At 69.9% G+C, this 25,686-nt stretch carries 21 protein-coding genes; 13 read left to right on the top strand and 8 right to left on the bottom strand.

Annotated features, from left to right (window positions below; all coding sequences use genetic code 11):
• Positions 1-775 precede the first annotated feature (775 nt).
• Positions 776-1,186 carry a PPOX class F420-dependent oxidoreductase gene (locus ACWD68_RS37185; RefSeq protein ID WP_451810889.1) on the top strand — a complete coding sequence of 137 codons (411 nt, stop codon included), beginning with the start codon at positions 776-778 and terminating at the stop codon, positions 1,184-1,186.
• Positions 1,187-1,339: 153 nt separating this feature from the next.
• Positions 1,340-1,729 carry a signal peptidase I gene (locus ACWD68_RS37180; RefSeq protein WP_451810888.1) on the top strand — a complete coding sequence of 130 codons (390 nt, stop codon included), beginning with the start codon at positions 1,340-1,342 and terminating at the stop codon, positions 1,727-1,729.
• Positions 1,730-2,585: 856 nt separating this feature from the next.
• On the opposite strand, the gene ACWD68_RS37175 is transcribed toward ACWD68_RS37180, so the two are convergent.
• Complete coding sequence (locus ACWD68_RS37175) at positions 2,586-3,158, bottom strand: TetR/AcrR family transcriptional regulator (protein WP_451810887.1); 573 nt, start codon at positions 3,156-3,158, stop codon at positions 2,586-2,588.
• A gap of 119 nt (positions 3,159-3,277) precedes the next feature.
• On the opposite strand from ACWD68_RS37175, the gene ACWD68_RS37170 reads away from it, so the two are divergent.
• Positions 3,278-3,718, top strand: a complete 441-nt coding sequence (locus tag ACWD68_RS37170; RefSeq protein WP_451810886.1) for a nuclear transport factor 2 family protein — start codon at positions 3,278-3,280, stop codon at positions 3,716-3,718.
• Positions 3,719-3,847: 129 nt separating this feature from the next.
• Here ACWD68_RS37170 and ACWD68_RS37165 read toward each other — a convergent pair whose 3' ends face one another.
• On the bottom strand, positions 3,848-6,538 hold the full coding sequence (locus ACWD68_RS37165) for an NACHT domain-containing protein (protein WP_451810885.1): 2,691 nt from the start codon (positions 6,536-6,538) through the stop codon (positions 3,848-3,850).
• 813 nt (positions 6,539-7,351) lie between these two features.
• Positions 7,352-7,723 (bottom strand): MarR family winged helix-turn-helix transcriptional regulator, encoded by a 372-nt coding sequence (locus ACWD68_RS37160; RefSeq protein WP_451810884.1) that lies wholly within the window; start codon positions 7,721-7,723, stop codon positions 7,352-7,354.
• A 385-nt stretch (positions 7,724-8,108) separates the two neighbouring features.
• On the opposite strand from ACWD68_RS37160, the gene ACWD68_RS37155 reads away from it, so the two are divergent.
• Positions 8,109-10,913, top strand: coding sequence for a multifunctional oxoglutarate decarboxylase/oxoglutarate dehydrogenase thiamine pyrophosphate-binding subunit/dihydrolipoyllysine-residue succinyltransferase subunit (locus tag ACWD68_RS37155; RefSeq protein ID WP_451810883.1), 2,805 nt, complete (start codon positions 8,109-8,111; stop codon positions 10,911-10,913).
• A 572-nt stretch (positions 10,914-11,485) separates the two neighbouring features.
• A complete protein-coding gene (locus ACWD68_RS37150; RefSeq protein WP_451810882.1) occupies positions 11,486-13,051 on the top strand; it encodes an SLAC1 family transporter in 1,566 nt (521 codons plus the stop codon).
• Between the two features lie 207 nt (positions 13,052-13,258).
• On the opposite strand, the gene ACWD68_RS37145 is transcribed toward ACWD68_RS37150, so the two are convergent.
• The gene (locus tag ACWD68_RS37145; protein ID WP_451810881.1) at positions 13,259-14,407 is read right to left on the bottom strand and encodes a TDT family transporter; all 1,149 of its coding nucleotides are present in this window, start codon (positions 14,405-14,407) and stop codon (positions 13,259-13,261) included.
• Between the two features lie 325 nt (positions 14,408-14,732).
• Between ACWD68_RS37145 and ACWD68_RS37140 the strand changes: the two genes are divergently transcribed.
• On the top strand, positions 14,733-15,737 hold the full coding sequence (locus ACWD68_RS37140) for a GlxA family transcriptional regulator (RefSeq protein ID WP_451810880.1): 1,005 nt from the start codon (positions 14,733-14,735) through the stop codon (positions 15,735-15,737).
• Positions 15,738-16,296: 559 nt separating this feature from the next.
• Here ACWD68_RS37140 and ACWD68_RS37135 read toward each other — a convergent pair.
• The 3 genes from ACWD68_RS37135 to ACWD68_RS37125 form a co-directional block, all read right to left on the bottom strand.
• Positions 16,297-17,076, bottom strand: a complete 780-nt coding sequence (locus ACWD68_RS37135) for a hypothetical protein (RefSeq protein ID WP_451810879.1) — start codon at positions 17,074-17,076, stop codon at positions 16,297-16,299.
• Between the two features lie 343 nt (positions 17,077-17,419).
• Positions 17,420-19,135, bottom strand: a complete 1,716-nt coding sequence (locus ACWD68_RS37130) for a serine/threonine-protein kinase (protein WP_451810878.1) — start codon at positions 19,133-19,135, stop codon at positions 17,420-17,422.
• Between the two features lie 762 nt (positions 19,136-19,897).
• The gene (locus tag ACWD68_RS37125) at positions 19,898-20,059 is read right to left on the bottom strand and encodes a hypothetical protein (RefSeq protein ID WP_451810877.1); all 162 of its coding nucleotides are present in this window, start codon (positions 20,057-20,059) and stop codon (positions 19,898-19,900) included.
• 392 nt (positions 20,060-20,451) lie between these two features.
• Here ACWD68_RS37125 and ACWD68_RS37120 point away from each other — a divergent pair, with 392 nt between their 5' ends.
• The 5 genes from ACWD68_RS37120 to ACWD68_RS37100 all read left to right on the top strand — a co-directional run bounded on the left by ACWD68_RS37120 (position 20,452) and on the right by ACWD68_RS37100 (position 23,502).
• Positions 20,452-21,186, top strand: coding sequence for a dienelactone hydrolase family protein (locus tag ACWD68_RS37120; RefSeq protein WP_451810876.1), 735 nt, complete (start codon positions 20,452-20,454; stop codon positions 21,184-21,186).
• A gap of 434 nt (positions 21,187-21,620) precedes the next feature.
• The gene (locus ACWD68_RS37115) at positions 21,621-21,773 is read left to right on the top strand and encodes a hypothetical protein (protein ID WP_451810875.1); all 153 of its coding nucleotides are present in this window, start codon (positions 21,621-21,623) and stop codon (positions 21,771-21,773) included.
• Positions 21,774-21,800: 27 nt separating this feature from the next.
• Positions 21,801-21,953: a hypothetical protein gene (locus tag ACWD68_RS37110; protein WP_451810874.1), complete on the top strand. Its 153-nt coding sequence runs from the start codon at positions 21,801-21,803 to the stop codon at positions 21,951-21,953.
• Positions 21,954-21,974: 21 nt separating this feature from the next.
• The gene (locus tag ACWD68_RS37105; RefSeq protein ID WP_451810873.1) at positions 21,975-22,115 is read left to right on the top strand and encodes a hypothetical protein; all 141 of its coding nucleotides are present in this window, start codon (positions 21,975-21,977) and stop codon (positions 22,113-22,115) included.
• Between the two features lie 931 nt (positions 22,116-23,046).
• Positions 23,047-23,502, top strand: coding sequence for a hypothetical protein (locus ACWD68_RS37100; protein ID WP_451810872.1), 456 nt, complete (start codon positions 23,047-23,049; stop codon positions 23,500-23,502).
• Positions 23,503-23,613: 111 nt separating this feature from the next.
• Here the strand turns inward: ACWD68_RS37100 and ACWD68_RS37095 are convergent, their stop codons facing one another.
• Complete coding sequence (locus tag ACWD68_RS37095) at positions 23,614-24,342, bottom strand: SDR family oxidoreductase (RefSeq protein WP_451810871.1); 729 nt, start codon at positions 24,340-24,342, stop codon at positions 23,614-23,616.
• Positions 24,343-24,555: 213 nt separating this feature from the next.
• Here ACWD68_RS37095 and ACWD68_RS37090 point away from each other — a divergent pair, with 213 nt between their 5' ends.
• The gene (locus tag ACWD68_RS37090) at positions 24,556-24,789 is read left to right on the top strand and encodes a hypothetical protein (RefSeq protein ID WP_451810870.1); all 234 of its coding nucleotides are present in this window, start codon (positions 24,556-24,558) and stop codon (positions 24,787-24,789) included.
• Positions 24,693-25,010: a LexA family protein gene (locus ACWD68_RS37085; RefSeq protein WP_451810869.1), complete on the top strand. Its 318-nt coding sequence runs from the start codon at positions 24,693-24,695 to the stop codon at positions 25,008-25,010. The genes ACWD68_RS37090 and ACWD68_RS37085 overlap by 97 nt, the downstream gene beginning before the upstream one ends.
• The last annotated feature ends 676 nt before the right edge of the window (positions 25,011-25,686 follow it).

Below are 25,686 nucleotides of genomic sequence, written 5' to 3'. Positions count from 1 at the left end.
CGAGAACCGCGGTTGTGCCCTCTGCCCGCACTTCCCGCACAGGCACGGCCACGGCTCCAGGGCACCGGGGTAAGGGGACAACGGTGTCCATCGGTGGTCCAGCATCACCTTCTCGGCCTTCGCCGCCATGCCCGCCCTCTGGCGCTTCCCACGCTCGACCGCCACGCAGAACCGGCACCCGATGTACTCCTGGCCCCGGGCCCGCACGCCAGGGCGCACTGTGCCGTAGTGCGGAGCGACGCCCTCTCCGCAGCGCACGCACCGGCACGACCACCCCCTCTTGTCTCCTCCCGAGGGCCTGGGCTCCACTGGTTCGAGACCGGCGAGGCGCATGACCTCGAGCGCTTCGGCCTCATTGACGTGGCGCGGCACCGCAGAACCCCCGTCCGCCGCAGGATCAGCAACCTGCCCATCCTGCCCTGCCGTTGACCGCTGTCGGGGACGAATGCGGCCGCAGGCCAGCCACGGCACGGGCCTGTGGTAGCTCGTGCTGTGGCGCGGCGACCACCTCGCCGAATTCGACGTGTACAGGGCGCAGGCCGTTCCGGTGGCACTGCCGCCGACGCGTCGCCCAGGGCCTCGCCGTCGACGACGCCATAGCGGATGATCCCCGGAAAGAGCCCGCTGGCCTGTGGGTTGGTGTGGCGCCCGGTACCGGAAGACCCCGTGATGAGCCTGGGTTTGCGATCTACGAACTCGGTCGGTGGGAGCTGTGTGCGCGGCAGCAGGGGGAAATCTCGGTCGACGCGCCTGGCGACTGGCTAGGGTCGCGGGCGTGACGATCAAGTTGAACGATGCCGCCTGCAGGCTTCTTGACGACGTGAATCCCGGGGTATTGGCCACCGTGAACCCCGACGGCAGCCCGCAGACCTCGGTGGTCTGGGTCGCTCGGGACGGCGACGACCTGCTGCTCTCTTCGACAGCCGGCCGCCGGAAGGTGACCAACGTCGAGTGCGACGCGCGGGTCAGCCTGACGGTCTACGACCGGGCCGACCCGCTGCGATACCTGGAGGTACGCGGTACCGCGACGGTGGCCGAGGATGTGGGCCGGAAGCTGGCCGTCGCGCTGGCCGAGCAGTACGAGGGGCCCGGCGCGGGTGAGGAGTACTTGGAACTGCCACCGGAGGTCGTGCGGGTGGTTGTCACGATCACCCCACAGCGGCTGGTCGGCACCTTCGCCGACTGACTGATCGTTTCAGGGCGAGTCGAAGCCCGCTCGCGCTTCCCTGCCATCGTCGTCGACGATGCCGCCCACGATGAGGTCGAGACCTGCCGGGCGCGCGAATTGTGTCGCCGGTGCTGGAGGCACTCACGGGAACTGTTGCTAGCGTCCTGCCACGTGAATGACGACGTGTACGTGGGCAACGCGGGCAAGGATGCGGCACTGGACCGGGGGTGGCTCCTGGGGCACTTCAAGGACGTTGGCGATCCGCGCTACAGCGAGGCTGTGGAGATCAAATGGGGTGTCCATCCCCGCGGTGATGAGCGATCACAGTGGGTGAAGGGTGAGGAACGCACAGCTCTCCTGGTTCTCATCAGCGGACGCTTCCGCGTTGCACTCCCAGGCCGCAGCGTTCTTCTGGAACAGCAGGGTGACTACGTCGTATGGGGGCGCGGGGTCGATCATTCATGGTTCGCAGAGGATGAGTCGGTGGTGCTGACCGTTCGGTGGCCGTCCGTGCCCGGCTACGCGGTGACGGAGCAGGATCAGACTCGACTGCAGACCTGACTACGAAGGATCGATGGCTCAAGGCTGGCGAGAACGGCTGGCCGGCCCACCGCAGTCTGCGCACCCGTCCTCGGACTGCCGTCCTCCCGTAGTCGGTGGCCGGAGCCGGTCTTCTACGCTTCGGGCACTGGTGGAGGCGTGACGGCGGCGCGGAACCGAGCGCCTGGCATGTGACGTGGCGGGCATCAGCCCGACGTCGCGGCCCGCCCTGAAGCCGCCATGCCCGCAGCTGCGCGAGCAGCCGCAACCGGATGGCCGGGGCCACCCATGCGTCGGGGCGCTCGCTTTCCGCGTGCCGGCCTGAAGTCGGGCAGGACACTCGGGTTGAGGATTGGCATGCGAAGGAACGCCGAGCGCGCCATGCGCTGACGGGCCGCGTCGGCTCCCGCGCCGCGTTCGTCCGTCGGTGCCTTGCCGCGCCCGCCGTGGGCCTGGCCAGGTCCACGGCGGTTTCGAGGCGGTCGTTCATGCGGGCGGCGCCGGATTCGAAGCCCAGGACGAGGACGGTCGAGCCGCCTCTCGTGCCCGTTCGGTCGGGATGCAGCGGGGCACACGGTCGCCGGCGGACAGCGGACGCGAGGCCGCTGCCCGATTCGGCTGCTCGCCTCGCTCGCTGACACTGACACCCTCGTCTTCGGCACGCACTTTCCGCCGCCGATCGCGGGCCATGTCACCAGGCACGGGGATGCCTGCCGGCTGAGGCCGGTTCCGCGGGCCGCGGTGATCCGGAGCATTCGGCAGGGCGGCCCGCCAGATGATCGATTCCAAGGGTCAGTTGCCTGCGTCCAGTGCTCGCATCGTTCGGTCTGACCCACACTCCCTTGCGCAAGGGCACAGGAAGGCGGCACGTCGTCGGTCAGTGCGGTCGGAGTCCGTCGAAGACCACATCGAAGATCCGCTGCCGGGCCGCCGGGTCTGCCCCGAGCTGCTCCATTGCCGTGCTGGTGCCGGCCAGCAGGGCGATCAGTTCCGGCAGGCCGAGCTCTGGGCGAACGGCTCCTGCCTGCTGTGCCCCGTCCAGCAGTACGGCGAGTTGGGCCTGGATCGCCTCGCTGGACTCCCGCAGGGCCGTGTGCGCGTCCACGTCGGCTGAGGCGAGTGCCCGGGTGAACTCGTTCTTGCCCGCGGACTGTTCGATCACCAGGCGGAAGCAGGCGAAGAAGGCTTCGGGGGGCTCCGTTTCGGCGGCCAGCTGCGCGGTTTGGGCGGCGATCGCCTCCAGCCTGCGCACCATCACGGCTTCCAGCAGTGCTTCCTTGGTCGGGAAGTGCCGAAAGAGCGTGCCGACTCCGACCCCGGCAGCCCGGGCGATCTCTTCGGTCGGCACGCCGACGCCACGGGTGGTGAACACCTCGGTGGCGACGTCCAGGAGCCTGGCCCGGTTACGGGCCGCGTCCGCCCGCAGCGGGCGCTCTTCGGCGCCGCTCATCCCTTCCACCCTTCCCCGCCGGCCGCAGAGCCGTGCTGGACAACCGGAGCGTCTAGTCCGTATCGTCAAAACGGACTCACTAGTCCGATTCTAGCGACGCATCCCGACGGAGGTTGACCATGTCCGAAATGCCGTCACCACGCGCGGTCTTCACGAAGCTGCTCGAAGGCATCGCCGCGGGCCGTTACTCCGAACTGGCCGACCTTTACGCTGAGGACGCCGTGGTGGAGACCGTCTTCGAGCCGGTCGCGCCGCGCCGCACCGAGGGGCGGTCTGCACTCCAGGAGCGGTTCGCGCAGGTCGCCGCGGGCAGTGCGGTGGAGCTGACCCCGGCGAATGTGGTGATCCGGGAGACCGACGACCCGGAGCTGATCGTCGCCGAATGGGATTACCAGGTACACCACAGGCCGACCGGACGGACGTTTGAGTCCGCCAATATCCAGGTGCTGAGGGTCCGCGGCGGCCTGATCGTCCACAGCCGGGATTTCCACGACCACCTGGCCCTCATTGCGGCCGGTGGCGCCCTGCCTCAGCTGGTGGCAGCACTGGACGGCAAGTAGCGCGGGTGCAGGGCCGCAGGCCGCGGATCCGGGCCTCGACTGCGGCGCGTTCGCCGACAGCGGGCTCGGCCGGACTCTGTATGAGGATTCCCTGGGGGTCTCGCCCGTTCTCCCCTGCGCGCATCGCCGTCAAGCAGTTTCACCCGCTGAGCGTTCATGTACTGGCGGATGAGGGAGGCGGGGCGGAGGCAGGGGCGGGCGTGAGGCTCCGGGCTCCTGGGATCGCCCTGGGGCGGCGAGATGGTGCTGCAGGTCGATGTGGCGGAACTGGTGGACCGTTCCCACCTGGCGCAGTACGCCGCGTCGTTCATGGGCGTCGGCGAGGAACGCGGTCAGATCCAGGGGGAGGTGACGGCGTGCCGCCAGGTGATGGCGGGTCAGGGTGTAGTACCACCAGGCGTTGTCCCTGAGCGCTGCTGCGAGGCCCACGGTGAGTCCGTAGGCGAGTCCGCGGTCGAGGATGTGGGGCGGGCTCATCGCGATCCCCCGTCCGCCCGGGACCCCTCGGCCCAGGCCGTAGGAGAACCCGCCCTGTACGACGTATTCGATGCCGTAGCAGAGAAGGAATGTGGCGCAGACCGCGAGGCCCACGACGATCCACAGCCTGCGGAAGATCCTTCGGTCCTGCTCCATGAGGGTGGCCGGCCCGACCGGGGCGGTGAGATCGGCCGGTTTGCCGGCGAGGCCGTGGGCGATTCCGACCGAGAGCCCGAACGCGCAGGAGAAGGAGAGCATTGTGGCGAAGGTGTAGGAGGGATTGCCGGTGAGGAGCGACTGGATCCTGAGTACGGCCCAGTGGGTGAAGCCGATGGTGGAGCCGCTGGCGAGGCCGCCGGAAAAGCCCCGCCAGTTCCAGGCCCACAGCGTGCGGACGGTGGGGATGGCGTCCGGGCGGTGTGCGGACAGACTGCTTGCCCGGGCGCCGACCACTCCGCCGGCCAACGCGTAGACCGCCCCGTTGGCGAGGGCGCCGACGGTCGCGGCCGTCGGGCCGTAGTTGAGGCGGAACGAGAACCAGAGGACGGCTCCGGCGGTGAAGCCGAGGGCACACATGCGCCAGTCCCAGCGCCTTCTGCGCCGGGACTCCGAGGCTGCCGCCCCGTGTTGCCGGTCCGGGAGTCTGCTGGAGAGCGCGCCTACGATTCCGCCGGCGAAGCCGTAGGCGAGTCCATAGGCCAGCGCGGTCGGCAGCCCTCCCGGCTGCCCGGTGGTGAGCAGGTGGGTCGTTCCCTCGACGATGCCCCCGGTCACGCCCGCGACGAGGCCGCAGCCGATGCCGCCCGCGATCCCTCCGGCCAGTCCCGCGACGATGGCCGCGGGCGGGCCCGTCTGCCATCCGGAGTCGAGGCCGGCGAGCAGTGCTGTGAGCCGGCCGACCGCGGTGGCGGCGGTCCAGGCCACGACACCGAGGACGACTCCCGTCACCACCTGGCAGACACGGGGCGGCAGCGTACGACGCAACTGCCACCAGGCCAGGTCGCCGCTGCCGCCCAGGGTGTGCCGCAGGTGTCGCGCCAGGTACCGCAGGGAGTGCTCGGCCTGCTGGGGGGACCAGCGGCACGGATACCGAGGATGGGGCCGGTAGGCGGCGGGCACGAACGCTTCGAAGAGGTGGGCCCGTACGTCCGCGGTGTCGGGGAAGCGGGCCGGATCACACAGGTCGGCGGGTGCGGGGAGGATCGCGGCGTGTTCTCCAGGCCGGGGGTTGTACACCGTCCTGGCCAGAAAGAGCATCAGTGGTGTGGTCAGCGCGCGGGCCACGGGGACATCGGTGCCGAGCAGGCGGATCACCGGATCCCAGCGGGCGGCCGCCGCCGTGCCCCGGCCGCCGGCGTCCCGTCGCAGATAGCCGGCGACGTCCGGCGCGTCCAAGGGGCGCAGTTCCACGGCGGCGGCACCGCAGAGCATGACCGGTACCCCGTGGGCCGGAGCCAGCGTGGCCCCGTACTCCGTCACCCGGCTGGACAGCACCAGCGGCTGGCCGAGCGGCAGGGCGGCGTTGATCGCGTCCAGCGCCGTGGCGCGGAACGGTTCGGGAATCTCGTCGAACCCGTCCAGCACCGGCAGGATCAGCCGGTGTTCCAGGAGAGCTCGGGCGTGGCTGACTTGCCCGGAGTGGTCCGCAGGCCCCGACTCCGGGGCGCCGAGACCGCTGTAGTCGCGTGCGAGCCGTTGCGCCATCCAGGATTCCAGGGTCTGTTCCGCGGGATTCCACGAGGCCAGCGGGAACAGGACCGGAACCGGGCTTCCTTCCGCACGTTCGGCGACCAGCGCCAGCATCAGGCGGATCAGCAGCATCGTCTTCCCGCTTCCCGGGCCGCCGAGGACCACAAGACGGCGGGTCGGCACCCGTTCCAGGAACACCTGGGTGATCTCCCCGCCTGTTCCGGCCAGTCCGGCGGGCTCGGTGGCCCAGCCGGAGGGGGGAGCCGGCCGGCCGGACGGCCAGTCACCGGCCAACTCCCGCAGGAGGGACCACGACTCGCCGAATCGCGGATCGGCCGCGTGCCAGGAGACCGGGAGCGGATAGGGGTCGTTCAGCCGGCGCACCCGGACCTCGGACTCCCACTGGCGCCGCACGGCCACCGCCAGCCGGTCGGCGATCTCGGCCACGCCGTGATCGTGGGTCGCCTCGCGGCGATCGGCACGGAAGGTTGCCCAGGACAGGTACAGGCCGCCTGCGGACGGAAGCAGGGTCGCCGCCGTCTCGGCCACCCGCAGGTCGAAACAGAAGGCGATGAACACAGCCCCGGCTACGCCGCCGAACGCCAGCACGAGATACAGCACACCGACCCACCGTGTCCCCGAACCAGTTCCCATGGCCGGATTTTCCAGCGGCGGGAACGGGAGGCCTGCCGAAACAACGGCTCCACCCCACGTACGAGTGACACATTGCCCGGACGTTGCCGGCCGCGGTCTGGGCGCTCTGGTGGCAGTGGCTTCTGAGCCTTCCAGGATGTCCTGCGGCACCGGCTCGGATCGTCACGGCGGGGTCAAGTCTCCTATTTCCTTCCGGAATTGGAGGTTTCGGTCCACCATGGAGGGTGTGATGGCATGGAGGCGTGCACTGATGTGGGTGGCGACCGGTGCACTGCCGGCGAGTGATTTCGTACGTGGCTGCTGTCGGTCTGAGCCGGGCGGACCAGACCGCGAGTGTTGTGGGGGCGGTCGCGGGCGTCCTGGCTCTGGGCCTGGCCGTCGCCGCGGAGGTTCGCGCCGGCCGCGCGCCCGCACAGGTACCGCCGTCTCCGCCGCCTGTTCGGGCGCAGCGTTTCGGTCGGCCCTCCGGAGTGGGACCTCGACCCCGCTGCCGCTCAGCACCAGAGTGGCGACCCCGGCCAGCGTGCCGGCCCCGACAACGGCCGGCACGCGACGGTGCGTGCGTTCATGTTCCGTTCCCCCTCGTGTGCTCGCCCGCCGCACACGAGGGAGCATGGGACGGCTGCAACAGACGGCCAACGGAGCACCAACCGCCGCTTCCCCGTCAGCCGTGGAACGCCAACCACCCATGTCCGTATGGGAGTTGACCCCGGATCACGGCGATGCGTTCACTGCGGGATGTCCGCGGCCGGCGGCCTGACCCCCTTCGGGCACGCCGGTGGCGACGGGGTACCGGCCGCCGGGCGGGAGCCGTCAGGGGACGAGACGCCCGCGCAGCTGAGCGTGCGCGGTTCTCTCGGCGTCGGCGAACCTGACACGTCCCGCGTCGGTCAGGGTGACCTCGACCGTCCTGCGGTCCCCGTCACGGCGAGCGCGTTCGATCAGTCCGGCCGCCTGCAGGCTCTTGAGGAGTGATGACATCCGGGTCCCCGATTCTTGGAGGAACGCCGTCAGCCGGGCCACGCGCACGGGCCGGCCCGCGGCTTCGGCGAGGACACCGAGAATGAGGTAGTCGTGGAGCGACAGACCGTGCCGTGTCCGCAACTCGCCGTGCAGGAGACCCAGACTCCACAGGATCGGCGAAGGCTGCCGTGCGGTGCCGGACGGGTCGTCCAGGTCGATCATGTTCGTTCCCCCAGCGTAGAGTTCTCCGGCCGCGGGCCGGCGGCCGCATCGTCGTAACCAGGTTCTGTGCACCGCCGATGGCGGCCCGGGCGGACATGAGGCCCTCGGATCAGGACAGGCGTCGTCCGCGCGCTCCGGCCGTCGGCGATTCGACGGCAGGCAGCGGGCAGTCGTCCGCCCGATGTCCTGATATGAGGCTGATGTGGCCCGGGGAGCCATCCGCCCCGGCCCCGTCCGCGTTCTACCGTCGCCGGTGCGACGTGGTCACACAGGTTGTCTGTGAAACAGATGCCAGATCCTCGAACACGGGACACCTGGAGCAGACGACCGCGAGGGCCACGCCGGGACAGCAGGGCTTCGGACAAGGAAGAAGGCGTTCTACGCCATGGCGTCGCAATCAGACACCAACACCACTCGAACGGTGATTCACGGGCTGGATTTCGGATTCAACGAATGGGTCGTGGACGACCAGCGGCAGCGTTACCTGCGCGACCCCGGCTCGGTCGACGGGACGTGGAGGGACTTCTTTGCGACTCCGGCCACCGCGGCCGCCCCGCCCGTTCCAGCAGCCCCGCCCGTTCCGGTTTCCCTGGGCACACCGGCAGGCCGGCCGGGGCCCGCCGTCTTCGGTCCGGAGCACCAGGACAGCGATGAGGCGACGCTCAAGGCCATCCGGGTCGCGGCGCTCATTCACGCGTATCGCGTACGCGGTCACCTGATGGCCGACACGGATCCGCTCACGGCACGGTCCGCCGTCGCCCATCCGGAGCTGGACATCGCCGCGTTCGGACTCCACGACGGGGACCGGGCAACGGACTTCGTCGTGGACGGGTTCGCCGGGCACGCCACGATGACACTCGATGAAGTGCTGGGCTCCTTGCGGGAGTTCTACTGCCGCAGCGCCGGCTTCGAGTACATGCACATCCAGGACTCCCGTGAACGCCGCTGGATCCAGCAGCGCGTCGAGAGCCCGCGGCGCCGGGCCGACCGTGCCCAGCAGCTGCGGATCCTCTACCGGCTGGGGGCCGCGGAAGCCTTCGAGACGTTCCTGCAGACCAAGTACGTGGGCCACAAGCGGTACTCGCTCGAAGGCGGCGAGTCGGCCATCGTGCTGATCGATGCCCTGTTGCTCAACTCGATCGAGGACGGTGTGGCAGAAGCCGTCATCGGGATGGCGCACCGCGGCCGGCTCAATGTCCTGGCCAACATCATCGGCAAGTCCTATGCCCAGATCTTCGGCGAGTTCGAGGACTCCCTGGACCTCGGGTCCGTCCAGGGTTCGGGGGACGTGAAGTACCACCTGGGCGCGGAGGGCACCTACCGTGCCCTGCACGGCGGCACGATCGCCGTCTCGGTCGTGGCGAACCCCTCGCACCTGGAGATCGTGGGGCCGGTCGCCCAGGGAGTGGTGCGCGCCAGGCAGGACCTGGCCGCTGAGCACGGCGGGCCCTCACGCGTACTGCCCGTCGTCGTCCACGGCGACGCGGCGTTCGCCGGGCAGGGTGTGGTCGCCGAGACACTGAACATGTCGCAGTTGCCCGGCTATCGCACGGGCGGAACGGTCCACGTGGTCATCAACAACCAGGTCGGTTTCACCACTCTGCCCGCCAACGGCCGCTCGGGCACCTATGCCACCGACGTGGCACGGATGGTGGAGGCCCCGATCTTCCACGTCAACGGCGATGATCCGGAGGAGGTCGACCGCGTCGCACGGCTGGCCTTCGACTACCGCCAGACGTTCCACAAGGACGTCGTGGTCGATCTGGTCTGCTACCGGCGCCACGGGCACAGTGAGGTCGACGACCCGTCCATCACCCAGCCGGTGATGTACGACCGTATCGACGCCAGGGCTTCGGTGCGCACGGTGTACGCCGAGTCCCTGGTGGCCCGCGGGGACATCGGCGAGCGACAGGTGGACGGGGCCCGCCGCGACTACCGGGACCACCTGGAGAGGGCCTTCGCCGAAACCCGGACGCCACCCGCCACCGGCCCCGCCCACGACGCCGGACAGGGAACCGCCCCGCGCGTGGGCCGCCGGGCGGTGACCGCGATCGACGAGGCGACCGCCCGGCAGGTCATCGCGTCACAGACCGACCTGCCGCGGGGTTTCACCGTGCACCCCCGCGTCCTGCCGCAGCTCCGCCGGCGTACGGCGGCGCTCGACGCGGGCACGGTCGACTGGGCCACCGCGGAGACACTGGCGATCGGTTCGCTGCTGCTGGAGGGCGTCCCGGTGCGGCTGGCCGGGCAGGACTCGCGGCGCGGTACCTTCGGCCAGCGCCACGCGGTACTGACCGACCGGCGTACGGGCGCCGAGCACACGCCGCTGCGTTCTCTGGGGCGGCGGGCCGCGGGCTTCACACCGTACGACTCGATGTTGTCCGAGCAGGCTGCGCTGGCCTTCGAGTACGGCTACGCGCTGGCCCGTCCCGAGGCACTGGTGCTGTGGGAGGCCCAGTTCGGGGACTTCGTCAACGGCGCGCAGACGGTCGTCGACGAGTACATCGCGTCGTCGGAGCAGAAGTGGGGCCAGCGTTCCGCGGTGACCCTGCTGCTGCCCCACGGCCTGGAGGGCCAGGGCCCGGACCACTCCTCGGCCCGGATCGAGCGGTTCCTGCAGATGTGCGCGCAGGACAACATGACCGTGGCCATGCCCTCCCTGCCGGGCAACTACTTCCATCTGCTCAGGCAGCAGGCGCTGGACGGCCGCGGGCGGCCGCTGGTGGTCTTCACCCCGAAGTCGATGCTCCGGTCGAAGGCGGCCACCTCCGCCCTGGCCGAGTTCACCCAGGGCGGCTTCCGCCCGGTCCTGCCGGACCGCACGGTGGACCCCGACCGGGTCACCCGCGTGCTGCTGTGCTCGGGCAAGGTCTTCCACGAACTCGACTCCCACCGGCACGACTCGGGCTCGACCGACACGGCGATCGTCCGCGTGGAGCGCCTCTACCCGTTCCCCGAGGAGGAACTCGCGGCGGAACTCGCCCGCTTCCCCGCGGCCGCGGACGTGCGGTGGGTGCAGGAGGAAGCGGAGAACCAGGGCGCGTGGTCCTTCCTCGCGCCGCGGCTGCACCGGCCGACGGGACGCCCTGTGGAATGCGTGAGCCGGCCTGAGGGTCCCGCGCCCGCGGTCGGCTCGGCTCGCCGGCACGGCGTGGAGCAGAAGGCTCTCGTGACAGCGGCTTTCCGGTGAACGAGCCGCCCTGCCGTCGGCGGTCGCTCCCCGTGCGTCCGCGACGGCAGGGCGGCATCGAGGGGAGCGGCCCGTGACAGTCCCCGCGGCCGCCGACCATCGGCCGCGCCGCCGGTGCGGTCAACACGGTGACCCCGGTCGCCCTCGAAGCGGCGGAACCCCCTCCCGAGCGGCGTGGAGATCACCGTAGTGGACCCGCCGCGGGTCCAGCCGCCTCCCGGCGAGGTGTTCGCGCTCGCCGCCGATGACGCGTCCTGGTCGTCACAGCCGAGGACGGCCTGCGTACGGGGGAGTGGGGCCCCGGGTGGCCCACCCTGTAGGAGGCCTGCCTCCGGACGCAGGTGAGCGCCCCGGGAGCGAGCGACGGGTTTCCCCGGAAGGCTTCCCGGGCCGAGATCCCAGCGGAAGGCGGGCCTGAGCGTGCGGACCGTCGCGCACACCGACACTTGCCGAGCCGTCGAGCGGGCTGCCCGCGACGCTCGCCGACCCGCGCCATCGCTGCACCCAAAAGATAATGAAATTCTCTATTCCACCGAAATGCACCTACCGCAAGAGCGGCCGGAGGATGCGTCATGGCCAAGCAGATCACCTGCCGCAGGATCAATGAGCAGACGCCTTCCGAGGACGCCGAGACCGCTGAGGGTGGCGAAGATGCCGAGAGCGGCGAGCGGGTGCTGGTCGACCGGGCCTGGCCGGAAGGCATTCGCCGGCGACGCCCACCCCTCGACGAGTGGTTGCCGGAGGTCGCCCCGTCCGCCGAGTTGCAGCGCTGGTACGGCCACAACCCGCAGCGGTTCGGCGAATTCCGCCGCCGCTACCTCACCGAACTGGATGATCAAGGGCACCGGCAGGCGGCCGACAGACTGCGAGATCTGGCCGGGCACGGCAGCCTCACCCTGCTGACCGCCACCCAGGACATGGACCACAGCCATGCCGCGGTCCTGGCCGAATGGCTCACCGATCCCGGCCGTCACGACGCACGCCATCCCGATGCCGACCCTCCCGGGCCCGAACACGCCGGTCCCGGTCCACGGCCGCCCGGATACCGGACGGCCGTCTCCGCCGCGGTGGCCGACCTCAATCCGGGGGCACTCGCGTTCGTCATGGGCACCGCCATCGTCTCCACGGCCCTGTACGTAAACGGCGCCGGCACCGCCTCCGCCGTTCTGCTCTGGGTGGCCCTGGCCGGCTTCGCGGTGCTGGTGCCCGCCTACGGCTGGCGGCTGCTGCGCCGGCGCGGGCGGTTCGTCGCAGATTTTCTCGGACCGCGCGCCTTCGCCTTCCTCACCCTCGCGATCTCCTCCAACGTGCTGGCCGCGCGCTTCGTGCCGGACGGCCACACCACGGTGGCGGCGGCGTTCCTGGCGTTCGGGGCGCTGGGGTGGCTGCTGCTGGACTACGGCATTCCACTCGCGCTCATCACCACCGTGAAACGGGGCCCGTCGATCGACCAGGTGAACGGCACCTGGTTCCTGTGGGCGGTGGGATCGGAGTCGGTGGCGGTCGCGGCGGCTTCGCTGGCCCGGGTGAGCCCGGGCCAGGTCCTGCCCGCACTGGCGGTGGTGTGCTGGGCCGTCGGGCTGATGCAGTATCTGCTGGTCGCCGCGCTCGTGCTGGCCAGGCTGCTGGCCCGCCCGGTGCGGCCGGAAGGCCTCATGACGTCGGTCTGGATCTTCATGGGAGCGGCGGCGATCACCGTGCTCGCCGGGGTACGGCTCATCGCGCTTCCGCCGGGCAGCACCATGCTCTCGCGTCCCGTCATCGTCGGGTCGTCCGTCGTCCTGTGGTCGTTCTCCAGCTGGCTGATCCCGCTCCTGCTGGCCCTGGGTGTATGGCGGCACGCACTGCGCCGGATTCCGCTGCGCTACGAGCTCGGCTGGTGGAACATCGTCTTCCCGATCGGTATGTACGCGGTCACCACGCACGAACTGGGACGCGCGACCGGAACCTCATGGATGACGTCCATGGGCCGCTGGGAGGTCTGGGTCGCCGCGGCGGTCTGGGCCGTCGTGTTCGCCGCCATGGTGGCCGCCAAGCTCCGGCCCCGCCCCATGACCGCACAGGGATCCGCCACCGCAACCGGGCAGGCGGCCCGCCCGGAGAGCACGGCCCCGCCGCCCACCCGCACGCTGCCCTAGGCACAGGCACAGGCACAGGCACAGGCGCAGGCGCAGGCACAGGTGCGGGCACAGGCACAGGCACGGGTTCGGCGCGGTGCGAGCCAGCGCGAGCCCGTACCCGTACCTGTACCCGTACCTGTACCCGTCCCCGTACCCGTACGACGACGGTGGCGCGGTGGGTTCGTGCCGCGCCACAGCCTCACACCGGGTGGGACTCGGGCTCTGTCACCGTCGGGCCCGCTCACGCCGGCGGACAGCGGTGTGGCGCAGGGAGTGCCAGGCGACCACCGCCCAGGCGACGACGAGCAGGGCGTACAGGACGACGGCGGTCCAGACGAACAGCTGCGAGCCGGTACGGGCGGCCAGAGCGCTGGTGCCGGTGACGAAGGCGCCGAGGGGGAAGATGAAGGACCACCAAGTGGGCGCGAAGGGCAGCCCCCTGCGGACCTCCCGCACGGTCAGCGCCGTGGCGAGCACCAGCCACAGCAGGGCGAAGCCCCATATCCCGAGCCCGCCCAGGAGCGCGGCGACCGCACTTCCGCGGGCGTACGGGCCGGGCAGTGCGCTCGGCGTCGCCGTGGCCAGCGCGCCCAGCGCCGTCACCGCCTGGCCCAGTGCCCCCACGCCGATCCACACCGTGGGCACCGCCGCACCGCTGGGCGCGTCGTGATGCACCAGGCGGCTGTACACCATGGCCAGCACCAGCAGGACCGCGACCAGACCGAGCCCGAGCATGGCGTAGCAGCCCAGCAGCATGGCCAGCCGCACCTGCCCGGCCGGGGCCCGCGGGACGAGCAGCGCGCCCGTCGCGGCGGAGACCAGCGGCGGCACCACCGGCAGCAGCCAGCCGCCGAACGCCGCGCCCGGCGCGAAACGGTGCCGCGTGATCATCAGGTACGGAATCGTGCAGGCGGTGACGAGACCGAGCACGGTACCGGCGGACCACAGCACCCAGTCCACATCCAGCGCCGCACGCTCCCCGATCAGCCGCGGGCCGAGCAGCAGCGTCGCGGCCCCGACGGTGAGCAGCGCCATCGGCGGCGCCCCGAAGAACTGGGACACGACCGGATCACCGGCATGCACCCGCAGCATCCGCTGCCCGAGATAGCAGGCGGCCAGCGCGATCAACAGCAATGCGGTCCCGGCCCAGACAGCCGTGGCGGCCTCGCTGAGCCCCGGGAAGCCGCGCGGCAGCGTAGCTGCCGCGACGGCGACGATCCCGCTTCCCATGACGGCCGCGAACCAGCTGGGACCGAGCCGCTCCCGCCCCCCGCCGTTCGCCGCGGCCGGCCGGTCACGGGCGGGCGCGGACGGTCTTGGAACCGGACCGTCCTGGGACGGGACCGCTCGACTGGTACTGGAGTGGGGTGCCACGGCGTGGAGTGCCTTCTGTTCTTGTCTCGGGTCGTCACCGCCCGCGCTCGGCGACGGTGGCCGGCCGACCGGCCCGCCCGCGCACGGCAGCTCACAGGGCGCAGCCGAGACCGTCAGCCCGTTGGCGGTTCCGAACGTACGGCGCGGCACGGGTCCCGCCACAGAACAGCACGCGCCATGACGCCCTCACACCAGGACATCGAGCACTGTCCCGATGGAGAACAGCACCCGAGGAGGTCCGGTGCCCTTCTTGCGCCGAGTGAGTTTGATAATCAAACTCAAAAGGACTAGGGTGGAGCGTGTCCGTCCGGCCAGGAGGCGCACGATGAAGGACCGGCCATCAGGCAGGAAGCCGCTACTGGTGACCGTGCTGGTCTTCCCCGGCGTACGGCTGCTCGACGTCACCGGCCCGATCGAGGTGTTCACGTCGGCCAACGAATTCGGCGGACGTTACCGCGTGCGCATCGTCTCCCCGGACGGTGCCGACGTGGTCACCGCGGCCGGCACCGGACTGCGCGTCGACCAGGCCGCCGCGCAGGTGCAGGACGTCAGTGACGTGGTCGTCATCCCCGGCGGCCCCGAGTGGCCCTCGCTCATCAAGGACGACGCCCTGCTGGACGCCGTGAGAGCCCTCGACTCACGCAGCCGCCGCACCGCCTCCATCTGCACCGGCGCCTTCCTCCTCGCCGCGGCCGGACTGCTCGACGGACGCAAGGCGACCACGCACTGGCGCTTCGCCGACCAGCTCGCCCTGCGGTACCCGAGGGTGACCGTGGAAGCTGACGCCCTGTTCGTGCGCGACGGCCACGTCATGACCTCCGCGGGCGTCAGCTCGGGCATCGATCTCTCGCTCGCCCTGGTCGAGGAGCACCACGGCGCCGACGTCGCCCGCGCCGTGGCCAAGGACATGGTCGTGTTCATGCAACGGCCGGGAGGCCAGTCGCAGTTCAGTGTCCGCACGCACAGCCCACGCGCCAGACAGGAGATGCTGCGCCGGGTCCTGGACGCGGTCGCCGAAGACCCGTCCGCCCAGCACACCCTTGCCACCATGGCGCGCCGGGCGGGTGTGAGCACCCGTCACATCACGCGCCTGTTCCACGACGAGATGGCCACGACCCCGGCCCACTACGTCGAGCAGGTCCGGATGGAAGCCGCCCAGGCGATGCTGGAAGGCGGCGACGACCCCATGGCCACGGTGGCCCGGCGCACCGGCTTCGGCTCACCGGAATCGCTGCGCCGGGCCTTCACCCGTAACCTCGGCATCACCCCCGGGGTCTACCGGGCACGCTTCCGCACCACAGACACCGCACGCGCCGGCGAACCCGCCTGACACGCGGGCGCGCCGAAAGGACCGGCAACGAACCGTCCCTCGTGCACTTGGTGATCGATGCTGGTGCAGCCGGTCGACGAGTTCAACCAGCCTCGCCTGCCGGCCCGGGCGAGTGTGCGCATCCCGCTTTCGGCCGTCGAAGCCCTGTTCACCGCTTGGCGCTCGGGCCTGCCGGGCGAGCGGGGGAGTAGATTCCTGACGGGCGCGCGGGACTACGTGGCCGCGTCGTTGTGGCGACGGGTGAGCCTGCGCATCGACGAAACCGTCCGCCTTCAGGTGGGGGACTGGTATCCCCAGGTCGGAGCCTTTGGGCGTCCTGCACATCCGGTGGGGCAAGGGCGCCAAGGGAAGCGGGCCCAGACAACGACTGGTGCCGGCCATCAACGGGGTGGACCGGCTGCCGGCGTGGTGGATGTCGCAGGTGCGCGGGCAGTTCGGCGATGACCTCGCCGCCGCTCGCGCGGCTTTGCTGCCCAGCCGCTGCCGCTGAGAGGTCATCTCATTTGGCGAGTCTGCGGTAGCAGATGAGGGTGCGGGCGGTGATGTTGGTCGCACCCGCTCAGGTGGCCGAAGTGTTCTGTGTCGCCTCGCGGGCCTCGGTGAGGGCTCGCTGCCTGAGGTTGCCGCCGAACAACTGAATCGTGGTGGCGGCCAGGATGTCATCCCTGCCGATGGTCCGCCCGTCCCCCCTGCGGGCGGACAGGGCCCGGGGGGAATCCTTGAGGAACGGGGGTGGGGCCGGTTCGCCCGACATCACCAGGGTGACGGTACCGAAACGTTTGACCCCGCCCTCGCGGACGACCATGGCCGCGTCCCGGGCGAGGTCCGTCAGGAACACGCTCGCGATTCCGTCCAGGTCGCGGACCAGCGCCGGGGCGGCCGTCGCCCCCTGGCTCGCCAACAGCTTCTTGACCCCGGCCTCGAACCTGTGGGCGCCGACCACAGCACTCGGTTTGCGCGACCTGCTGCGCTTACGAGAAGGCACGATGACACCCTCGGCGTCGTACAGGACACCGGTCAGGCCTTGAAACGTCGGGCTGTGGTCGTACCACTTGTCCCCCACCTCGAGCTCGACGTTCCGGTCGATCGCCGAGAGAAGGTCCCCGGGAATCAGCCTCTTCCGGGCCTCCGCCGCCGCCGCTCTCCTCGCGCCGTCGATGATCTCCGTCAGCACTGTCCGCGTCACCGACGCGGCGGCCCACGCGGCCGACCGAGAGACGTGCATCGGGGTCACGTCCCTGAACACCGCTTTGACGAGAGAAGGCTTGAACGGCGAGACATCCGTGACCGAGGCGGTCTCGGGACCGCTGCGCTCAGGGCGTGCGGGCTGTGCGGTCATCGGAAGAAACGCTCCCTGCTGTCGGAGTTGTCAGACGCTCACACTTCACCACGCAGACCCACTCTCTTCCCCCATCCTCCGTCGAAGCGGCACCCGGTCAAGGGCCTGACGGGCACATCCCGACGGCCGGGCCGATGATTGGCCACCTCCCGCACGCCCTCGTACCGTGGCACCTGCGTCCCCCGTCCGGCTGTACCCCGTTCTCCCTAGCCCCTGCCACCGAGGAGGAGCGGCCGGTGAAGCGCACGCAGGACGACAAGTGGGCGGCCAACCTGCGGGGCGGCGAAGGCCGTTGGCGGGCCACACGAGCAGGTCGAGGGCGCGGGCGATGCCGACAGATCGCTCAGTCCTGGGCCGGCATCACCCGGGTCACCTTGCCCTTCAGGTCGGCATCCAGATAGCCGGTGACGTGGTCGTCGGCGAGATAGACAGCCAGTCCCAGCGGAGTGTCGAACGTGTCGTCGGCAGGGCGGACCAGGATGTAACGCATGGTCGGCCGCTGTACGTTCAGGTCCTTCTCCGCCCGCTTCAGCAGGGCGGGAAGGACGTCCCAGTCGAAGCTGTCGAGACTGAAGGAGCGTTCGCCGCCGATGATTGCGCTGCTGATGATGCCCTTCTCGACGCCCTGGCCCGGGCGGTAGGTGTAGCTGTCGTACTTGGTGTCGCTGCCCTTGACCATGATTTCCGCGGAGACATAGGTCGGATAGACCGTGAGGTCGCATGCGCGGTCCGTGCCGGTCGCGGCCTTGATCTCCTTCACCGCCGTCCGGATGCCGGCGGGGGTGAGCAGATCCGTCTTCGCGTCGGCCTGAGGCGTCGGGGTCGAGCGGGACGGTGTGCGAGTGGGGTCCGTCGTCCTGGTCGAGGAGGTCGCGCCGGCTGAATCGGCGGGCTTTCCGCTGTCCTTGTCGCCGCCGTCCGGCAGCAGGGTCCAGACCAGGACTCCTGCCATCACGGTCCCGACGACGGACGAGGCGATCGCGATTCGGCTCTTCGCACGGTTGCCCGGCCGCGCCGGCGTCTGCTGTGTGGGGCCCGCCGGGTACGGAGTCGGCGGGCCGAAGCCCGAGGCCGGCCCGAAGCCGGTGGACGGTCCGAAGCCGGCAGGCGGTCCGGACCCAACCGGCGCGGAGGGTGCGGGCGTTGCACCCGGCGGAGGGGCCAGCCTGTACGACGTGGCCCCGTCCGCCCCGGCGGGAGCACTCGGAACCGTGTTGCTGCCCTCGATCGCCTCCGCGAGCAGCCGGTCCGCGGTCGTCGTGTCCGCCCGGTCGGCCGGGTTCTTGACGAGCACGGCGTTCAGGAACCCGGTCAGGACTCCGGCTCGGGCGGGTGGCGGAAGCTGCTCGCTCAACAGTGCTGCCAGCGTGGCGAGGGTGGTTCCCCTGCGCAGCGGGTGATGTCCCTCGACGGCGACGTACAGCATCATCGCCAGCGACCACAGGTCGGAGCCCGGGCCGCCTTCGCCGCCGGAGACGCGCTCGGGTGCCATGTAGTCGGGCGTGCCGATGATCGACCCGGTCGCGGTCAGGGCGGTCGAGTCCCTGATGGTCGCGATGCCGAAGTCGGTGAGGACGGGACGTCCGTCGGGTCTCATCAGCACGTTGGCGGGTTTCACGTCCCGGTGCTGGATGCCGACATCGTGCGCGGCGCGTAGTGCGGCCAGCACCTCGCGACCCAGCCGGGCGGCGTCGGCGGGCGCCAACGGCCCCTTGTCGAGCCGGTCCTGAAGTGATCCGCCGGTCACCAGTTCCATGACTAGCCACGGGTAGACGTACTCGCCGCCGTCCACCACGTGGTGGATGGTCACGACATTGGGGTGATCGACGCGAGCCAGCGCCCGTGCCTCGCGCAGTACTCGGGCCCGGAGCATTGCCGCGCCCTGCGGGTCGTACTCGGCAAGACCCGGATCGGGCGGCCGTACCTCCTTGAGCGCCACGGCCCGGTCAAGGACCAGATCGCGTGCACGCCACACCGTGCCCATGCCACCGCCACCGAGCCGCGTCTCCAGCTCGAAGCGCCCCTCTATGACCCGTCTGCCGGAATCACCCTCGCTCATGGCCGGAAGCCTACGAGATACCTGTGACACGGCCCCACGCAGGTGACCGCAAATGCTCGCAGGCCGGTGCACCGTCGGCGGGCCTGGAGTTGCGCAGCGCTGAGGAGCGCGCCAGCCGTCCGGTGAGCGAGGGGGCCGCAGCACGGACCCGGTGCGCGAGATCGTTCAGCGCACCGAGACGGTGGTGCGCACCCGCGTGCTCTCGGACACGGGTCGGATGCCCCTGGCGCCAAGGCCGGCGCAGCGTCTGAGCGGGCAGCCCTACACCCTGCCGGAGGACGCCATCGAGTGGATCGAGGCCAAGTCCTTCGTGGGGCCGCCAGAAGGTGCGGTTCAACGGGCTGACGGTAGGCGTGCCGAGCTAAAAGAGGCCACTCGCGCTACGTTCGTGCCAGGGAAGAGAGCGAAAGTCCTGGATGTCGTCCCGTCGGTGTCGATCAGTACCTGGTAGGCGGTCCGGCGGTCCGGCGGTCCGGCGGTCCGGCCGTCCGGCCATCGGCCGGGCGCTCACGCTCGCCCACCTCCAGGTGCCCTTGTGGCGCACCCACAGGGCGGGCGGATCGGAGAGCGGCCACGTCCACACTTTCGGCTTCGGGCCGTCTCCCTGCCGCCACGGCCGCGCTTCCACCGCGTCCTCGGGGGCTGTCATGGCCGGCTTCCCGCGCCGGGGAAGACGCGGCGCCGCATCCGTGTCTCGTCGAACCAGTACCAGCCGGACGGTGAATCCCAGGGGCGCGGCGACAGCAGCAGGTTGTACGCCAGTCACCCGTCCCGTGCCTCATAGCTGGCCCGTGCGATGCCCGTGCAGAAGGCGTTGCCGGTGTACAGGTTCACGCGGATCACTTCGCGCGGTGAGTAGCGGCGGACCCCAGCCGTTGTCCCCGGCTCGGGGGCCGGCGCGGCACCCCGCCACTCATCGCTCACGTGTTCGAATGTAGCGGAGGGAGCGGAGATCGGCGATGTGACTCGCAGCGGTAGTTGGCTACTCGCAGGGCTACTTGGCCACGACGGCGTCCTGGGTGGCTTGTCCTGGACCTCGAAGTCGTATGCGGCGCGCGTCGGTTCTCATCCAATCGAGGCATACGCTCGGGCTGGAGTGCCGGCGTCGGCTCATATCCGGTGGGCTACGCTGTGCGGCTATGAATACCGGGACGGCCTTGCGCCACACACGGATCGGTGACCCGGGGCTCTTCTGAGCGCCGTACGGGCCGGTTTGGGCCCGCTGTTTGATCGAGGCTCTTGCGCTGTTGCGCGGGCTCCGCCTCCGTCGTGTTGATCGCAGGCTCTGCACATCAACCACGACTGGAGCAATATTCATGCCCACCAAGACGCTGCGGATTCCCACCACGGACGGCCAGGTCGATGCCTTCGCTGCCTTCCCCGACCACGGCGAGCGGCACCCAGGGGTACTGATGTACGCGGACGGCTTCGGCATCCGGCCCGTGCTGCGGGAGATGGCCCGCGAACTGGCCGGGCACGGCTACTACGTGCTCGTCCCCAACTCCTTCTACCGGCACGGCCCGGCACCGCTGATCGACCTTCCCGAGCACATCGGAGAAGAGGTCCGGCCCGCGGTCCTCGCCCAGCTGATGCCCCTGATCGAGGCGCACACCGCCGAACGCGTCCTGCGCGACGCCGACGCCTATCTCAGGTTCCTCACCACCCAGCCCGAGGTCGGCGCCGGACCGGTCGCGGTGACCGGCTACTGCATAGGCGGCCTCTACGCGATGCGCACCGCCGCGGCCCACCCCGACCAGGTGGCGGCCGTCGCCGCGTTCCACGGCCCCGTGGGCGTCGATGGGGCCAATCTTTTCTCCAAGCTCACCGCCCAGGTCCACCTCGGCCACGCCGAAGGCGACGTGACACCTGAGGCCCTCGGCGAGCTCAACCAGGCCCTGGATGCGGCAGGTGTCGGTTACACCTCCGAGATCTACCCCGGCACCATCCACGGCTTCACCATGTCCGACACCGACGCTTTTAGCGCTTCCGGGCTGAAGCGCCACTGGGATCGCCTGCTCTCCCTTTTGGACCGCACTCTGGCCAACAGCTGAGGCTCCAGCCCGGAAACCAAGCCTGAAGCGGCTGCGACCAGCAGATGGCATGGCGGGCCACACCGATGTCTCCATGGCCCTGGCCCGCCTCTATCGGATCGGGGAACTGCGCAGCCTGTCGGGGCTGGGCTGAGCCCGGCACCAGCGGTCACATTCGGTCAATTCTTGACATCGAAGGCGCGTGGATCTGACCGGTCGGCTGCGGGTTGTGAGCATGTCGGCGAAGTGTCTCCTGGGCGTCTTCTCGTGATGCTGTGCTGGTGGGGTGGCTACGCGGGCCGTGGTGCAGTCGGACAGGTGCGGGCTGGATCAGCTGATTGGCCCGTACTCCATCGCTGACGCCCTACGCGAAAAGCTGGTGCTGGGCGAAGGCTGGCCGTGTCGGTGGTCGTCCACATGGCGGTTCGCGGGCGGTGACGTGGTCTGGCCGGTGCGTGATCTGGCAGCGGTTCCCGTGCTGGGAACAGCGGCTGCTGCTCGTGCTGGACTTTTTGCAGGTGGCGCAGGTGCTGTCGCAGCCGTTCCGGCTGGATTTCGAGCACAGCGGGGGACGTGCTGCGCATGCGCCGGACTTCCTGGCGGTCTGACCGGACGGCGGCCGGTGGCTGTTGGACGTGCGTCCGCGTCGTCTGATCGGGGAGGACGACGCGGTGAAGTTCGCGGCTGCCGAAGAGGTGGCTGCCGTCTGCGGCCGGCGCTACACGGTGGTGACCGGGTGGCGGCCCCACGTGGTCGGGGTGCTGGACGCCCTGTCGGCACAGCGTTGACTGCTGGAGGACCAGCTGGCAGTGCAGGAACAGCTGTTGCGGGCCGTCGAGCATGTGCCCTTGCCCTTCGGGGAGGCGTCCGCGGCTACCTCGTGGCCGGTGGTGGCCCGCGCCCATGCCCTGCACCTGCTCTGGCACCGGCGCCTCGCCGTCTATCTCTGAGAAGAATGGCCAACCACCGCTGAGCACCCGCCGCTCACCAACGGACTTCCCGACGCCTCTGGCCACCAATCGCTGAAGGTCACAGGCGAACCGAGAGGTCACGTGAGGAGCCGGGGCATCGCGGAGTCACTTGGCTTGCTTGGGACGACTGTGTACTGGGGGCAGGGGGTGGTGAAGCACTGCTTGGGGTCGGGCATGCAGGTGTAGCCCGCGGCCACCGTGACGTCCGCGCAGACGCCGGCGGGGTCTGGGTTCGCGTGCGCGGCGCTTGTGGCGGTGAGCAGCAGGGGGGGCAACGATCAGCGGGAGGCCGACCGTGAGCCGGATGAGCTGGTGGATCGCGCGCGATGTGGTCATGAAGCTGGAGCCAATCACTGCGTGCCGCGCACGGCTTGGTCGGCACGCATCAGGTCACTCGCTAGTGGCAACAGTGATACGAGCTGCCGCTCGATGGCACACGAACCTTCGCTGACACAGGAGTGGCCGACCCGCAGCGCTGCCCTCCGCCCCTCCGGAGCCCCCACCGGTCGACAGCCTGCGAAGAAACTTCTGAGCTGGATGCCCATCGATCCCCACTGTGCTGACCTGCGGTGGGTTTGGTCGGGGTCCGGCGGAACGTGGTCGGGGGTGTTACCGGAAAGTGATGTGCCTGGTCGGGGTGCCGTGGTCGGGCCGCGCGTGTTTACGGTGAAAGCCGTTCGGACGCGCTTCGCCCGCCCCTGGTGGAGTGTGTTTGGGCGTCCCGTGGTGGCGTGGATCTGGCACCACGGCCGGCAGGTCTCTGCTGGCCCCGGATCCGCCGCCGCAGAGCCGGCTGAAGGACGGTTCTGTGTGGCCGCGGGTGAGCGGAGCTGACCGGTTGCTTGCGGGGGTGATCAGCTGCCTGATGCGGGAACTGGCGGCTGCCAGACTCGGGCGTACTGCCCGCTTGATGAAGGAGCTTGTCGTGCAGTCGACGTCGCCCAAGCCTGCTGATCTTGCTCGGGAAGCCCGCGATCTGATCGAGCGGGTCAACCGGTCGGTCCTTGATGACCCGGAGGCGTTCACCGCGCCGCGGATCCAAGCGACCACGCGGGCATTGACGGAGCTGACAGGGCGGCTCAGGCAGGCGTTCGGGCGGCCCGCCGCGGTGCTGGAGATGTGGGCACGCGAGGGTGTCATCCGGATGGACAGCCTGGACGACCCCGACGTGGCGGTTCCGCCGGTTGCGGAGGATCTGCGCAGTGCGGCAGCTGCTGCCCAGGACCTGGCGGATCTGCTCGCCCGCCCGTCCAAGATCCTGTGGTCGATGTCCCACCAGGACTGCCGCACCCGCACTGCGCAACCGTTGCGCAGTCCTGTTCCTTCTGCGCAGCGCCTTGCGCACCGGCCCTGCGCATGTCACTGAGCGCTGTAGTTGACCAGTTTGGCCAACTACAGCGCTCAGGACTTGGAGCACCTGTCGGCTACCTGGATCGCCCGCGTCCGGCCGAACTGGAGGCTGGAGGGCGCGAGCGGTTCAGGAGAGCCAGTCGACGTAGCGGGTGGGGGCGAGGTGGGCGTCCTCGTCGGTCAGGACGTCACCCTTGACGGCGGCAAACATGCCGGCGGTGGGGTCGGTGACAACGGTGCGGCCGTCGCCCTTGTGGGTGAGGGTGATCCGGCCCAGTTCGTCCAGGGAGAAGACCTCGGGCCCGGCGATGTTGCGAATGCCCCCCAGCGGGGCGCCCGCGGCGACTTCCGCCACCGCGTCGGCGACGTCCTTGGAGGCGATCGGCTGGATCGGCGTGGCGGGCAGCCGGACGGTGTCGCCGTCGGCGGTCCAGGACAGGACAGCGTCCATGAACTCCATGAACTGCGTCGCGCGGACGATCGAGTAGGGGACCGGCCCTGCCGCGAGGATGTCCTCCTGGAGCACCTTGGCCCGGTAGTAGTCCAGCTCCGGCACCTGGTCCGCGCCGACGATCGAGAGAATGACGAAGTGGCCGACGCCGCCCTTCTGGGCCGCGGCCAGAAGGTTGTCCATCGAGGTCTGGAAGAAGGCCGGGGAGGCTTCGTCGAAGGTCGGGGAGTTCGTCAGGTTGACGATGACGTCGGCCCCCGCCACCGCCTCGCCCAGTCCCTGGCCGCTGATGACGTCGATTCCGGTGGACTGCGAGTGCGGTACCGCCTCGTGCCCGGCGGCGTTCAGATTCTTGACGACCTGCGACCCGATCAGCCCGGTACCGCCGATGACCGCGAACTTCATGACATGCCTTTCTCCAGGAGATGTGTCTGAAATATGGCACAAAATCTCTATGTAGACGTTTGGTATGAGGTCAGGGTCGTACATCCGGCCAACGTGTTGCTCAACTGGCCAACTCCCGCACTCAGTGGCCAACTAGAACGCTCAGTCACAGCGCAGTGCGCAGCAGCCCGTGTCGACTTGCACCAGAATTCGAACAGGTGAGCTAATGGGGTGATGGAGTCCGCGACCTTCCCCCACGATCTGGTTCAGCTGCAGGCGGCCTGGGACCGCACCTACGACGCTCTCGCCGAGCCCCGTCCTGTAGCGAATACGGTGCTGCGTCGGCGCTTGCTGGTGCTGTCGGTCCGGTTGTGGTGGCATCCGTTCTGGTCCGGTCCCGGCACGATGCCGGGAGCCCGGATGGAGCTGCGCACACAGGCCCGCTCGGTGTTGGGCGCGCGGCGGTGAACCGGCGTCCTGCGCATCTGACCGAGCGGGAGGAGCAGATTCTGCGCTCCATCCGTGTGTCGATCGCGGACTGTGGGGAGGGGCCGACCATGCCGGAGACCGGTGCGGCGGTGGGACTGCGCAGCAAGGGATCGGTCGCGTATCACCTGCGCAATCTGGAGGAGCGCGGCGTGCTGCTGAGGGACGGTCGCAGCCGGCGTACGTGCAGGCTCGCCCGCTGACGGCCTGCCCCGATAGCACCGGAACTGTGGGCAAGCCGGTGCGGCGCCCGGGCGCGCTACGCGATCTTTACTGATCTCTCTTTACCTGGCTGGCTGTTGAGGCTGTGGTGATCGTGGGGGACACGAGGGTGAGTGGTTGGGGTGGGTGGGTCGCGGACGTATCCGTACGGATCCACGAGCACGGTGCGCTCACGTGCTGGCGGCGCTCGGTGTCTTGAAGGTCGCAACGGAGGATCAGATGCCCGCCTGATGGCGCCGGGCCACATGGATAACAAGGCGTTCCGGAACGCGGCCCTGGATCTGGCCCTGCACGGCCTTCTGCTATCCGAGGGGAATACGCGGGACTGGCGAACTGCCGTTGCGGAGCGGGGGCGATACGCAGGATGACCGGCCCGTCGAGGCCGTCCGCGCAGAGCCGGTAGGTGTTGTTGCACATGCCTCCTCCCAGCTCGACCGCCGAGGTGATGCGGATGCTGCGGCCGAAGGCACGCAGGGCGATCGCCTGGATGTCCCAGGCCGTGGCGTGCTGCTGGAAGGCTTCAGGGGCGCGGGGGATGGGGTGGAAGTCCATGACGCTCCTTAGACGACGTTTCCTTTGGCGAGGGGAGTCGTTGTGTTGGTATGACGAGTCTTGCTGAGCATCTGGTCTCGGATGAGTTGTGGGAGTTGTTTCGGC

The organism is Streptomyces sp. NPDC005141 (assembly GCF_053599975.1).
Note: the sequence above shows the minus strand (reverse complement) of the source record. Positions and strands in the feature narration are given on the sequence as shown.

Excerpts from the sequence above, each read along its gene's own strand:
- ACWD68_RS37175 (WP_451810887.1), bottom strand. The coding sequence starts at position 3,158 with ATGAGCGGCGCCGAAGAGCGCCCGCTGCGGGCGGACGCGGCCCGTAAC.
- ACWD68_RS37170 (WP_451810886.1), top strand. The coding sequence starts at position 3,278 with ATGTCCGAAATGCCGTCACCACGCGCGGTCTTCACGAAGCTGCTCGAA.
- ACWD68_RS37165 (WP_451810885.1), bottom strand. The coding sequence starts at position 6,538 with ATGGGAACTGGTTCGGGGACACGGTGGGTCGGTGTGCTGTATCTCGTG.
- ACWD68_RS37160 (WP_451810884.1), bottom strand. The coding sequence starts at position 7,723 with ATGATCGACCTGGACGACCCGTCCGGCACCGCACGGCAGCCTTCGCCG.
- ACWD68_RS37155 (WP_451810883.1), top strand. The coding sequence starts at position 8,109 with ATGGCGTCGCAATCAGACACCAACACCACTCGAACGGTGATTCACGGG.
- ACWD68_RS37150 (WP_451810882.1), top strand. The coding sequence starts at position 11,486 with ATGGCCAAGCAGATCACCTGCCGCAGGATCAATGAGCAGACGCCTTCC.
- ACWD68_RS37140 (WP_451810880.1), top strand. The coding sequence starts at position 14,733 with ATGAAGGACCGGCCATCAGGCAGGAAGCCGCTACTGGTGACCGTGCTG.
- ACWD68_RS37135 (WP_451810879.1), bottom strand. The coding sequence starts at position 17,076 with ATGACCGCACAGCCCGCACGCCCTGAGCGCAGCGGTCCCGAGACCGCC.
- ACWD68_RS37130 (WP_451810878.1), bottom strand. The coding sequence starts at position 19,135 with ATGAGCGAGGGTGATTCCGGCAGACGGGTCATAGAGGGGCGCTTCGAG.
- ACWD68_RS37120 (WP_451810876.1), top strand. The coding sequence starts at position 20,452 with ATGCCCACCAAGACGCTGCGGATTCCCACCACGGACGGCCAGGTCGAT.
- ACWD68_RS37100 (WP_451810872.1), top strand. The coding sequence starts at position 23,047 with ATGAAGGAGCTTGTCGTGCAGTCGACGTCGCCCAAGCCTGCTGATCTT.
- ACWD68_RS37095 (WP_451810871.1), bottom strand. The coding sequence starts at position 24,342 with ATGAAGTTCGCGGTCATCGGCGGTACCGGGCTGATCGGGTCGCAGGTC.
- ACWD68_RS37090 (WP_451810870.1), top strand. The coding sequence starts at position 24,556 with ATGGAGTCCGCGACCTTCCCCCACGATCTGGTTCAGCTGCAGGCGGCC.